We start from the raw sequence: 11,451 nt of genomic DNA, 5'->3' as shown, positions 1-11,451 counted from the left end.
TCCCGAAAAATGCTTGCATTTTTCGGGAAATGTGATAATATAATATAGTATATGGCGCAGTAGCCAAGTGGTAAGGCAATGGTCTGCAACACCAGTATCCACCGGTTCAAATCCGGTCTGCGCCTCTTTAAAAAGCCCGTTTTTACGGGCTTTTTCTATTTTGTGTTGCAATTCGTGTTGCATAGTTCCGAAAAGTGCTGATTTGCGATCTGATTCATACGCTTTTCTGGATCGGACATTACATGTCTATACACATTTTTTAGCACTCCGTCATTCCCCCATCCTCCTCTTGCCATTATATAGCTATCCGGTATTCCGAGAGCATGCTGTATGGATGCAGAATAATGTCTAAGGTCGTGAAATCGGAAGTGCGGAAGATCTGCGCGTTTTAATATCCTTGCGAAACGGGTTGTGATTATATCCGGAGTCATGGTTGTTATTTTCCCTTTTTTACCCTTCCATTTTTCTGATACAAACTCTGGATAATCAATATATCTGTCTCCGGCGTAGCTTTTCGGAACTCTTATGATCCATTCCCCTGCTTCATTGCAAACCATATTGCAGCATACATGCACGACATTTCCGTCTATGTTTTTGGTATCAAGCGCACAGATTTCCCCTCTCCGCATCGGCCCGAAAGCGGCCAGGAGGATAGGCAATTCCATTTCCGTTCCTTCTACATACTTTATCAGACGCTTTATATCGCCGTCTGAAGGAATATAAATGTCCGGACGTATTTTCTTTGGCATGGAAGTATTAAGTGCAAAATCAGGGCGATATTGACGCAATACGGCAGATATAAGACCGTGCGTATTTCTTACTGTTTTTGGGCTGTGTTTCTTAGATTCTAAATTAATAGCTCTCTGAATGTCTTCCTGGGTAATCTTATTTAGATTTATTCCTTCCAGAATTTTTAGGTCGTTCTTTCGAATTCGTTTATAATCCATAATTGTTCTTGGAGACAATACAGCTTCACGATTCTGTATATATTGATCCGTTGCTTCTCCAAATGTAAGATCGTCTTTATATCCCCTTTTTTCCTCTTTTCTAGCTGCAAATTCGGCCGCCATTTGTTCTGCGATTCTTTTTCCCTTCGGCCCTGATATGTCACAAGTAAAAGATTCATATACTCTTTTTTTCTTGGTACTTCCATCAGGCTTTAATATTTCTTCTGTGTGACTATATACTTGACACCTCCATGATCCAGATGGTAGTTTTCTTGCTGTAGGCATTACATCATCTCCTTTGATTATTTTTGTGTATAAAAATAACAGCCAGCAGAGAACAAGAGTTCTGCTTGCGTAGGCTGTCCGAAGATGATACAATAGTTGTGTCGGGAAATGTACATCTTCGGATGTATATCATCGCCGCTCCTGTTGGTGCAGGGGCGGTTTTTTTAGTTTATTTCACATTCAGTTCCTGCTCTTGATAGTATCCGTCAAATATATGCTCTGAAGACTGGTCTGTTACCTTTAACGTAACAGGATTTTCTGCATCTTGCAGGACATATAAAAATGCAACATTTAATGTAGTTCCTTTTTGTATTTCTTTTGAAGAGTTTGAGATTCCTTCATTTTCGTTTAAAGTCATTCCAATTTCGCATTCTACACCGTTTTGGAATACCTGTGGATAAAAAGTCATTTGAGCATAGCTGCTTTCTTCCTTCTTATTTGTATAATCAAAATAAACCAGGATAGCAGGCTTTCCTTCATAGTCTGTTGTTATTTCGTGCTTTGTATATGTCAGAGTTCCTTCGCTGTTATCAACATTTACTTTGTCCACTTTTCCAGACTGAGGTTTCTCTTCTTCCTCTTGTTTTTCCTGAGGATCTGTTGCCTCTGTCTTTGTTTCTTCTTTCGGTTCTTCCGATCCTCCGCAAGCCCACAAACCACAGGCCATCACTCCGGCCATTATCATTGCTACAATTTTCTTTTTCATTTTGTTTCCTCTCTTTCTACAACCTCAATCAATATATAAACGCCGTAGCGATTATACCATTAAAAATCATACAACCATTTCAAATGCTGACGCTGCAATATTCTGTCGTTTTCGTCAAAATCGTGATAATAAATATGAGTTTTTTTGGGAATAGAAGGCAGCACGCAGATAGTGCAGCGCGGTTCCGATGAGTTATATAAAATTCTTCCGCAAAAATCACATCTATGTATACTCCAAACAAAGCATTTCTGCTCTTTATTGTAGAAGTGGGCATACATCGCTTTGTCAACTGTGGACATCTTATATATAACCACATTCCGATGCCAGCGTCGGTAATCTATAAAAGCGTTGTCAGCGGCCTCGAAAGACATATCAAACAATCTGGCCACGTCATTCGCGTTTTTGCATCCGGAATAGTGTATCGCCATCCGAGGTGCCAGTATATGGCTGGCAAAAGCATTTGCTTCTTTTTCGTTCTGATTGGATAATCCAGTGTGCCCTAAGACATGGTGTCCCAGTTCGTGCATCAGCGAAAATCGAATACGACCGCGCGGTCGATCGGAATTATATGCTACGATCTTCGATGCGCCTGATCGGAAAGCATCTTCAGAGTATCCCAGACTCAGACTATACAATTCTGGGTTCCGGTCTCGTAATTCCTTATAGGAAAAAAGCCGGTACCCGTAATGTTTGAGTAAAGCCTCGCAGTCGATCGGAAATGAATGGATATCACATTTCCGGAATACTTCAATGGTTGCAGTAACTATTTTGTTGTAATCCAAATAAATCAGTCCTCTGCTAATCTATTTCGGACAAAAGTTTGATTAATCTCATTTTCTGCTCAGTTGAAAATTCTTTTCCATTACGAGCAATAAGCTGTTCTACGTCTTCATATGATGGCTCCATAGTTTTTTTACGAGGTACATCGTCAAAATCATCTAATGTGCATCCTAAAACACGAGCAATCGCCTTTAATGTTTCAAGCTTTGGGTCTTTTGTGACGCCGGACAATATTTTATCCAAAGTGCCCTTCGGAACTCCGGATTTTTCCGCTAGCTCTGCTGTTGTCATTCCAAGACGCCTCTTGTATTCCTCTATTTTCTCCAGGCCCATATTTATTCCTCCTTATGAAATGAATATAGCACCGTTGACGGATATAGTCAAGAAATATATTTCCGTTAAAAGTTACAAATTAATAGTTGACGGAAAAAACTTTCTAATTTTGTATTGACAATAGTAATTAACGGATATATAATACGAGCATAATAACCGTTAACGGAAAAAAGAAAGGAGTGGTTCAATGTACAGAGTGCTTCGGGGAGAAATGGTTAAGGCCGATATTAGTATTCGTGATTTGGCATTAGAAATCGGAATCACTGAGCGAAGCCTTCGTAATAAGATTAACGGTGTAACCGCATTTACTTGGAACGAAGTGCTTGAAATAAGAAGAATAGTTTCTCCCGCAACATCTCTTGAGGAACTTTTTAAAGCATCATAAACCAAACATTTGTTCGATAAAATTACTATAGCATTTCCGTAAAAGGAAATCAACTGGTAATTATCGTAACAGAGGGGATGCATAATAAAAGAAGTTTAGTGAGGCAGACAAGAAAGAGGTGGTGTAGAGATGTTAAATGTGTTATTGATAGCGGGGATGGCGGCAGTTGCATTGCTTGCGGTACGACTTATGAAAAAAATAGCACCCGAGGACAAGGTTTATCCTGTCTGGGCACTATTCATTGTATTTTTGTTCGCTTTAGTTGTTGTATTCACTGGATAGCGAAGAAAGCTCTCGATTGAAGGATTCGGCTATGCCACTTAGTAGAATCTTATATTCATGACTATCAGATGTCATATTTTCATCTAAACCTTTGATGAACTTTAGTAAAAATGGTTTTGTTTCGCTGTCGCATAGTAGAAGTGCATTTTGCGAGCAGGAAAGCATTTTTATGTAATTTCCCGCATAGTCGTGCATCAAACTATAATCGCCTGCGCTATCCAGAAAAGCTTTATATGTATCGTATTTATTTTTGTAAGTGATACTTGAATGTTGGCTTTTGAAATCGTATTCCAATTCCAATTTTCGCATTTTGTATTGGTGGCGATTATTGATTAGCGCAGTGATTGACGGGGCGAATAGAGCGCATATAGCAAGAATTATTGAAATGGTAATAGTTGCATCTAATTTCAAAACAATCATTCCTTTCATCATTTGATAGGAAGATTATAGCAAAAAATTCACAGGAAGGAAAGGAGGCATGAAGTATGCCAAAAGTGCTTTTAACCAAAACGCAGGAACGTCAGGACCGTGCATCCAGGGTTCTGAAGATCTGCATCCTGGAGCAGCATACGGACCAGAGAAAGCTTGCGAAAGCAACAGGAATGTCGTATTCGACGCTTAACAAAAGAATCAACAATCCGGATACTTGTACATTGCGTGAATTGTGGAAAATTCTGGATGCATTGGACGCATCTGAGGAAAACCGAATAAAAATACTGATCTGATGACAGGCAAGAGGGAGGTGGAAAAGATGCAGAGGAGAAGATTGAGAAAGCTCCGATGGCTACGGGAAGGATGCATGACGTCCGGTGTGATCGGATTTTTCCTTCTGGCCAGCATACCGGACAACCTGCCGGGGAGGATGATCCTGGCGAGGGCTGTGATCGCACTCTTGGTCATGGTATTGTCATGGATTACATACCGATATGCCCAATGTATGGAGCACAGATACATCAAGATTTGGAACCGGCAGCAGGAAATGAAAAAGAGTGCATAGGGACGGCCATCCCATATATGCACTCAAGAAAAAATACCAACTTTATTATAAGAAATTTGAAAGGAAAGGTCAAATGAAGAATTATAAATTTAATGATGATATTCCAGCAGGAGAAGCAATCCACTATATCCGAGCGGTGGAAAGATATGTGAACACAACCAGAATTGTTGACGAAAATGTAATTCTGGCAATTTTAGGGATTGAGAAAGTGGAGGAAAAATAAATGGGTACATTATATGAAATAACAGGGCAACTTATACAGTTAAAGGAAATGGCAATGGAGGAAGCCATGGATCAAAAGATGATTTCAGACACAATGGAGGGAATTGAATTTGAGTTTGAAGAAAAAGCAGATGGTTATGCGAAAGTAATCGCTGAATTAAACGGCGATATTGATGTGATCGATAAAGAGATAGACAGACTGATCAGGAAAAAGAATCTGATAAAAAACAATATTTCCAGTATCAAGAAGAACTTGGAAAATTCCATGGTGCTTACCGGAAAGAAAAAATTCAAAACAGCTTTATTTAATTTTGGTATTCAAAAAAATCCGCCAAGTGTAGTGATTGATCATAAGGAAGATATCCCAGAACAGTATCTTATTCCACAGGATCCAAAACTGGACAAGACGGCCATTAAAAACTTTTTGAAAGAGAACGAAGTTTCATGGGCTCATTTGACGCAGACAGAAAGTCTTAGGATTAGATAGGAGAACAAGCATGAAAACAGTGAAAGTAACGACAGATAATATTGTATCAATTATTAATGTAGATTTCGATGATTATAGAGACATACAGAAAGCAGTCGGAGGGATGTTTGAGACAGTAAAAACGCAAAGACTATTTGATTATTTCAGACAACCAATGATGTTTCTGTGTGACGAAGAAGGACATCTGAAGAAATTACCGTTAAATCAGCTTGGAAGTTATTTTTATGGAACAGAGAAACATGGATGGCCAATTGCTGGAGATATCATTTTTACTGTTCCAGAAAACGAAGATCTGTTGGGGCTGGAAAATGCGGAACAAGTTAAAGAGCAGCTGTTGAGTGATTTTGAGTTTTTGAAGGAGGAGTAATAGATGAGCAAAGTAATTGCAATTATGGGAGAATCTGGATCTGGAAAGACGACATCAATGAGAAATTTGGATCCAAAGAGTACATATTATATTGACGCTGACATGAAAGGGCTTTCGTGGAAAGGTTGGAGAAGCCAATACAATGCAGATAACAAAAATTACAAAGCAACAGATGATGCGAACATAGTTAGGCAGTTTATTAAAAGGATAGCAGAGGGCTGCCCGGGAATTAAAGTGATAGTTGTTGACACCATCAATGGATTAATGGTAGCCGATGAGATGCGCCGGAGCAAGGAAAAAGGGTACGACAAGTGGGTTGATCTGGCAGCGTGCGTTTGGGATCTGGTTTGCGAAGCATATACATATAGAGATGATTTGACAATTATTTTTACGGCACATACGCAGACGGACCATGATGAGGCTGGGTATATGTTCACACGAATCAAAACTTCCGGAAAAAAATTGGACAAGATCTGCCTGGAATCGAAGTTTACGACAGTATTGCTGAGTAAGTGCGTGGATGGACAGTATAAGTTTGAGACGCAGGCAAACAACAGTACAGCAAAAAGTCCTATGGGGGCATTTGAACAGATGGAGATCGACAACGATATTGTAGAAGTGATTAAGGCATTGGAGGAGTTTTAAGCATGAAGAAACCGAATAATTACGAAAAAACACAGGCTCAGGGAGAATTTATTCCAGTAGAACTTGGTGGTCACAAGATGATCATAAAAGAAGTAAAAGAAATGAAGTCAAAGATGGGAAAAGATATGATCAAAATATCTTTTGATTTTACAAAGGATGATAAGCAGCATGGATATTTTGAAAAGATGTTCCGTGATGATATTCGTCCTGAGAAAAAATGGCCAAATCAGGCAACGCAATATATTCTTACGGAAGACAGTGAAGGAAACTGCAGTAGATCATTTAAGACGTTTATCACTTGCGTGGAGCATTCTAATAAAGGATTCGAGACGCAGTGGGGAGATAACTTTGAGGCACAGTTCAAGGGCAAGTTGATTGGTGGTGTATTTGGTCCGCAGATGGACTATTACAATGGCCGAGAAATTGAAAAACGTGTCCTTCGTTGGTTTGTATCCATTGATAAAGTGATGGATGCACAGATTCCAGACATGTCCGAAACTCAGGCGTACAAAAATCATATCAATGGGTATCATCCAGGATCTACACCGGCGGGAGATGGCTTCATGAATATTCCGGAAGGAATTGATGAAGAATTACCATTCAATTAGGGGTGGATGAAATGAATCGCCAGGAAAGAATGTATGGTAAAAATGGAGCAAAATACGGAATATATAATACATCGGCAAAGAAATTTCAGTTTGGAATATGCGAAGATACACCAATGCTTGCAGAGGCAAGGCTTATACAGAAGATTGGTAATGATGCGAGAAAATGGAGATTTGTAGTGAAAAGACTACCAGAAGACAAGGAGGTGGAATGAAATGGATATTCAGATTGACAGCAGGGAGAAAGCGAGAGCAATCAGAAAGATTATTAAGACATTCGATGAACAGGGTGTAAATCATTTTTCCAGCAAGTTATTGGTTGGGGATTATATGTCTTTAGACAATCCCAGGCTGATTATTGACAGAAAACAAAACTTACAGGAATTATGCGGAAACGTTTGTCAACAGCACGAAAGGTTTAAAAAGGAACTTGTAAAAGCGATGCAGGCCGGAATCAGGCTTGTGATTTTAATAGAACATGGTCCGGATATCAATAATATCGAGGATGTGTATTTCTGGAAAAATCCAAGAAAGCATGAAGTGCGGTGGAAATGGGAGAGCGGAAAACGAAAAAAGTATGTAGTTTCCGCTAAAGCAGTAGATGGCGATCAGCTTTACAAATCTTTATGCACCATTCGCGATCGATACAATGTTCGCTTTGAATTTTGCGACAAGAAAGATACCGGAAAAAGAATCTTAGAAATCCTGAATGAGAAAAATGACCAGTGAAGAAATTAAAAAAACATATAATATGCAATGTATTGTAGAAAAATACGGGTTTCAGCCAAATAGGGCAGGGTTTATCCACTGCCCTTTTCATAAAGGAGATCACGGAGCTTCTTTAAAAATTTACAAAGACAGTTTTTATTGCTTTGGGTGCGGGAAATCTGGAGATATTTTTACTTTTGTGCAGCTTATGGATCAAGTTGATTTTAAAACAGCATTTGAAAGTCTGGGCGGAACATATGGAAAGAATACGTTTGAATCTAAGTTGGCTGTGTATCGAAGAAAGAAGAAGCAAGAAGAGCGAAAAAAAGCTGAAGAAAAACTTAGAAAAAAGAAAGAATTAAACAGTATGCTTATGGATATTTATCGGGATTATATAAGATGCTCAGAGCCTTTTTCGGAAACTTGGTGCGATTGCTATAATGCATTGCAATATCAATTATACATACATGAGATATTAAACGGAGAAGAGGTGGTAACTTGAAAGAGTTGAAGGAACTGGATGCTGATTCGATTTTGGATGATGAAGTTTTTATCGAATTGTTTGAAATCGAAGATCCTATTGAACGGTCCAAGCGCAAAGTACAGCTGGGAAGAAGAGCGAGGGTGCTCGGAGTTAAGTCAGATTTTGATGAGCTGCTAAAAGGATATAATCAAGCAGATCGGGAAATGAAACGACAGGAAAAAGAGACGAGAGCAGTTTGTTCCCTTGATAATTACACAAATTTCTCTGGAGAATATGACAACATGTTTTGTGGTGGTTGGATTGCGAATGACGCAGGGATTTATGCACAGACATCAGGCGGAATTGAAGAAGTAGCATGTTACCATCCAATTCTCCCAATAGAACGGCTAAAGAATCTTGAAACAGGAGAAGAACAGATTAAGCTTGCGTACAAAAGAAATGGGAGATGGAATGAGATTGTTGTTCCTAAAATTATGATCACATCGGCAAGTAAAATCGTAGCGCTGTCCGGAAGAGGAATTGCAGTTACATCTGAGAACGCAAAGCTGTTAGTGAAATATCTGGCAGATGTGGAAAACGGAAATGATGATTATATAGATGTACAATATTCAACCAGTAAGCTGGGGTGGATAGAAAATGAATTCATCCCGTACGATACGGATATTATATTTGACGGAGATTCGAGGTTTCGGCAGACGTTTGAGAGTGTTTCTGAACGTGGAAGTTATAAATTATGGCTGGATCACGTGAAAGATTTGAGGAAAAGCGGAAGAATCGAGGTTAAATTCTTACTTGCTGCATCATTTGCAAGTGTACTTGTGCATCCGCTGGGAGGGCTCCCATTTTTTGTGGACTTGTGGGGCGAAACAGAAGGTGGAAAAACAGTATCGCTGATGGTTGCTGCATCTGTGTGGGCGAATCCGGACGAAAGCAGCTATATAGGAGATTTTAAAACCACAGATGTAGCATTGGAAGCAAAGGCCGATATGTTGAATAATCTTCCAATGTTTCTTGATGATACAAGTAAAACATCGGCCAGGATCAGAGATAATTTTGAAGGAATTGTTTATGATCTGTGCTCTGGAAAAGGGAAAAGCCGATCCAACAAAGATCTTGGCATCAACCGGGAAAACCGATGGAAAAATGTCATGATCTGCAATGGCGAGCGACCTTTAAGCAGTTATGTTAATCAAGGTGGTGCCATTAATAGAATCCTAGAAGTCGAATGTGGTAAAAAAGTGTACGATGATCCGCAAAAAACGGCAGATACGGTAAAGAAGAACTATGGATTCGCTGGAAAAAAGTTTGTGGAAGTAATTAGGGAACTTGGGATAGATCGCATCAGAGAAATACAGTCAGAGTTTAAAAAGGAACTGTTTAATGCAGACAAAATGCAGAAGCAAAGCTTATCGCTTTCTATTGTCCTGACAGCCGATAAAATTGCCACAGAGCATATTTTTAACGACGGGCAGTATATTTCATTGGATGATGCGAAAAGTGTTTTAATAGACCGAAATGAGCTCTCTGATAATGAACGCTGCTATCAGTTTATCCTTGATAAAGTTGCTATGAACAGCCAACGATTTGATCTATTATCCAATTGTGAAAAATGGGGCGTTATCGAAGATGGATATGCCATTATTTACAACCAAGCATTTAAAGAGCTGTGTCGATCGGGTGGATTTTCGGAAAAGTCGTTTTTATCATGGGCGGATAAAAACAGTCTGATACAGACGCAGGGAGGAAGACTTAATAAGGTTAAAAAGGTAAATGGAAGCCCTATAAGATGCGTATACATAAAGCTCAATGGAAATATAGACAAAGACGGATTTGAGAAGATAGAGGAACAGGAAGAATTGCCGTTTAAATAGGATTTTCTTACAGTGTCGTTACCGGTTTCCGCGGTTACCATTGATTTTTCGCCCTATATAGGAAAAACAAAAATATAAAATGTTCACACATTTACACTCTACTATATAAGAAAATGTGTGGTAACGCGGTAACGTTCACTCAAAATTACACGCAAACCAAGGAAATACAAGGGTTTTGCACGTTTCCGCAAATCGGTAACAAAAATTAATTTTCGGAAACTTTGGTTTCCATTGGAGGGAAATATGCACGAACAAATACAAGATATACAAAACTCTATTTGGAAAGCTTATAAAGATTTTTCATTAAATCATGATATGAATAAGTATAACACAGATGTTCAAAAAATTGTAAAAAAATACAGGAGCAATCCGCTTATGTTGAATTTCTGCCAGAACTTAATTATAACATGGATCCCAGTTATTAACAGTATAAGGGATTTTAAAAAATCAGAGAAAGATTGAATTTGCCGTAAAGCGAATTTAGGAGGGAATATGAACTGGATAAAAAAAGCACATAGAAGACACGAGGTAGAAAAGCTGGTAAAAGAAGTAACAACAAATCCGGAATACAAGAAGATGCAGCAACAGGAAGATTTAAAGTGTTTTTCCTGTCTGGCATTAATCTCCGTGGATTTCATGATGAGAAAACATGGGTACGGGAAAAAGAGGATCCAGGAGTATGTGGAATTCCTGAAAAAGCAGCTGGGGTATGTGACGGAAGATGAAGAGTACTTTAAGCTTCTCAACATGGAGATCGAAAGCGACACCGGAATCAATGTACTGAGAGAACTGGATATTGAGATCAGGGAGGATAAACAACCAGAACAAACGAAAGGAGAGCGGAGATGGAAGTTAAAGAAGCAATAGAGCATTGCGATGAGATTATAAAGAAAATGGATAACTGTGATTGCCGTAAGGAGCATGAAGAGCTGAAGGAATTTCTGGAAGAACTTCAGGAGTACGAGGACACCGGTCTCACTCCGGAGCAGATCCGGGAACTGAAGGAGCGGGATACAGCGAAAGCACCTATTGACATCGAAGACAATTACGGATTCTTTGTATGTCCATCCTGTGGGAATTCGATATATGCGAGCGATGATTTTGAGAGCCATAAGTTCTGTTTAAACTGTGGCCAGAGGATTCGATGGGAGGAATGACGATGGCAAAGTTGTTAGACAGACCATTCACAAACGATGAAAAGAGACAGATTCTTGATATGCTGCAGGGGAATATAAACAGAATTTCTGTATCGAATGCTGTCGAAGAGATTGTGCGCCAGCTTAACTTTGCCGTGGAAAGATTATCTGCGGTGGTATATTCGAGGATTAAGGAACTGACGTAGGAGGA

General features: G+C 39.2%; 20 protein-coding genes and 1 tRNA gene. 16 read left to right on the top strand and 5 right to left on the bottom strand.

Annotated features, from left to right (window positions below; all coding sequences use genetic code 11):
- The first annotated feature begins 53 nt into the window (after positions 1 to 53).
- Positions 54 to 125, top strand: a tRNA-Cys gene (locus FLB61_RS05555).
- A 30-nt stretch (positions 126 to 155) separates the two neighbouring features.
- Here FLB61_RS05555 and FLB61_RS05550 read toward each other — a convergent pair.
- From FLB61_RS05550 to FLB61_RS05535, 4 genes are all read right to left on the bottom strand, one after another.
- Positions 156 to 1,232 carry a site-specific integrase gene (locus FLB61_RS05550; protein WP_221919615.1) on the bottom strand — a complete coding sequence of 359 codons (1,077 nt, stop codon included), beginning with the start codon at positions 1,230 to 1,232 and terminating at the stop codon, positions 156 to 158.
- Between the two features lie 169 nt (positions 1,233 to 1,401).
- Positions 1,402 to 1,938, bottom strand: coding sequence for a DUF5067 domain-containing protein (locus FLB61_RS05545; protein ID WP_221919614.1), 537 nt, complete (start codon positions 1,936 to 1,938; stop codon positions 1,402 to 1,404).
- Between the two features lie 59 nt (positions 1,939 to 1,997).
- Positions 1,998 to 2,720, bottom strand: a complete 723-nt coding sequence (locus tag FLB61_RS05540) for an ImmA/IrrE family metallo-endopeptidase (protein WP_221919613.1) — start codon at positions 2,718 to 2,720, stop codon at positions 1,998 to 2,000.
- A gap of 16 nt (positions 2,721 to 2,736) precedes the next feature.
- Complete coding sequence (locus FLB61_RS05535) at positions 2,737 to 3,051, bottom strand: helix-turn-helix domain-containing protein (RefSeq protein WP_221919612.1); 315 nt, start codon at positions 3,049 to 3,051, stop codon at positions 2,737 to 2,739.
- A gap of 187 nt (positions 3,052 to 3,238) precedes the next feature.
- On the opposite strand from FLB61_RS05535, the gene FLB61_RS05530 reads away from it, so the two are divergent.
- Complete coding sequence (locus FLB61_RS05530) at positions 3,239 to 3,436, top strand: transcriptional regulator (protein WP_221919611.1); 198 nt, start codon at positions 3,239 to 3,241, stop codon at positions 3,434 to 3,436.
- 258 nt (positions 3,437 to 3,694) lie between these two features.
- Here FLB61_RS05530 and FLB61_RS05525 read toward each other — a convergent pair whose 3' ends face one another.
- A complete protein-coding gene (locus FLB61_RS05525) occupies positions 3,695 to 4,129 on the bottom strand; it encodes a hypothetical protein (protein ID WP_221919610.1) in 435 nt (144 codons plus the stop codon).
- Between the two features lie 74 nt (positions 4,130 to 4,203).
- Here FLB61_RS05525 and FLB61_RS05520 point away from each other — a divergent pair, with 74 nt between their 5' ends.
- The 14 genes from FLB61_RS05520 (at position 4,204) to FLB61_RS05455 (ending at position 11,446) form a co-directional block, all read left to right on the top strand.
- Positions 4,204 to 4,443 carry a helix-turn-helix domain-containing protein gene (locus tag FLB61_RS05520; protein ID WP_221919609.1) on the top strand — a complete coding sequence of 80 codons (240 nt, stop codon included), beginning with the start codon at positions 4,204 to 4,206 and terminating at the stop codon, positions 4,441 to 4,443.
- A 26-nt stretch (positions 4,444 to 4,469) separates the two neighbouring features.
- The gene (locus FLB61_RS05515) at positions 4,470 to 4,715 is read left to right on the top strand and encodes a hypothetical protein (protein WP_221919608.1); all 246 of its coding nucleotides are present in this window, start codon (positions 4,470 to 4,472) and stop codon (positions 4,713 to 4,715) included.
- Positions 4,716 to 4,788: 73 nt separating this feature from the next.
- Positions 4,789 to 4,938 carry a hypothetical protein gene (locus FLB61_RS05510; RefSeq protein WP_221919607.1) on the top strand — a complete coding sequence of 50 codons (150 nt, stop codon included), beginning with the start codon at positions 4,789 to 4,791 and terminating at the stop codon, positions 4,936 to 4,938.
- Positions 4,939 to 5,424, top strand: a complete 486-nt coding sequence (locus FLB61_RS05505) for a siphovirus Gp157 family protein (protein WP_221919606.1) — start codon at positions 4,939 to 4,941, stop codon at positions 5,422 to 5,424.
- A gap of 10 nt (positions 5,425 to 5,434) precedes the next feature.
- Positions 5,435 to 5,791, top strand: a complete 357-nt coding sequence (locus FLB61_RS05500; RefSeq protein ID WP_221919605.1) for a DUF3846 domain-containing protein — start codon at positions 5,435 to 5,437, stop codon at positions 5,789 to 5,791.
- 3 nt (positions 5,792 to 5,794) lie between these two features.
- Positions 5,795 to 6,436: an AAA family ATPase gene (locus tag FLB61_RS05495; RefSeq protein WP_221919604.1), complete on the top strand. Its 642-nt coding sequence runs from the start codon at positions 5,795 to 5,797 to the stop codon at positions 6,434 to 6,436.
- Positions 6,437 to 6,438: 2 nt separating this feature from the next.
- On the top strand, positions 6,439 to 7,044 hold the full coding sequence (locus tag FLB61_RS05490) for a hypothetical protein (protein WP_221919603.1): 606 nt from the start codon (positions 6,439 to 6,441) through the stop codon (positions 7,042 to 7,044).
- Between the two features lie 11 nt (positions 7,045 to 7,055).
- Positions 7,056 to 7,256, top strand: a complete 201-nt coding sequence (locus tag FLB61_RS05485; RefSeq protein WP_221919602.1) for a hypothetical protein — start codon at positions 7,056 to 7,058, stop codon at positions 7,254 to 7,256.
- Position 7,257: 1 nt separating this feature from the next.
- Positions 7,258 to 7,770 (top strand): ERCC4 domain-containing protein, encoded by a 513-nt coding sequence (locus tag FLB61_RS05480; RefSeq protein ID WP_221919601.1) that lies wholly within the window; start codon positions 7,258 to 7,260, stop codon positions 7,768 to 7,770.
- Positions 7,760 to 8,251: a CHC2 zinc finger domain-containing protein gene (locus FLB61_RS05475; protein WP_221919600.1), complete on the top strand. Its 492-nt coding sequence runs from the start codon at positions 7,760 to 7,762 to the stop codon at positions 8,249 to 8,251. The genes FLB61_RS05480 and FLB61_RS05475 overlap by 11 nt, the downstream gene beginning before the upstream one ends.
- A complete protein-coding gene (locus tag FLB61_RS05470) occupies positions 8,248 to 10,104 on the top strand; it encodes a DUF927 domain-containing protein (RefSeq protein ID WP_221919599.1) in 1,857 nt (618 codons plus the stop codon). The genes FLB61_RS05475 and FLB61_RS05470 overlap by 4 nt, the downstream gene beginning before the upstream one ends.
- A 492-nt stretch (positions 10,105 to 10,596) precedes the next feature.
- Positions 10,597 to 10,971 carry a hypothetical protein gene (locus FLB61_RS05465; protein WP_221919598.1) on the top strand — a complete coding sequence of 125 codons (375 nt, stop codon included), beginning with the start codon at positions 10,597 to 10,599 and terminating at the stop codon, positions 10,969 to 10,971.
- The gene (locus FLB61_RS05460) at positions 10,950 to 11,261 is read left to right on the top strand and encodes a hypothetical protein (protein ID WP_221919619.1); all 312 of its coding nucleotides are present in this window, start codon (positions 10,950 to 10,952) and stop codon (positions 11,259 to 11,261) included. Before FLB61_RS05465 ends, FLB61_RS05460 begins: the two co-directional genes overlap by 22 nt.
- A gap of 2 nt (positions 11,262 to 11,263) precedes the next feature.
- Entirely contained in the window at positions 11,264 to 11,446 is a 183-nt protein-coding gene (locus FLB61_RS05455) for a hypothetical protein (RefSeq protein WP_221919597.1), read from the top strand.
- The last annotated feature ends 5 nt before the right edge of the window (positions 11,447 to 11,451 follow it).

The sequence above is a fragment of the Sellimonas caecigallum genome (assembly GCF_019754295.1).
Lineage (GTDB): Bacteria > Bacillota > Clostridia > Lachnospirales > Lachnospiraceae > Sellimonas > Sellimonas caecigallum.
Note: the sequence above shows the minus strand (reverse complement) of the source record. Positions and strands in the feature narration are given on the sequence as shown.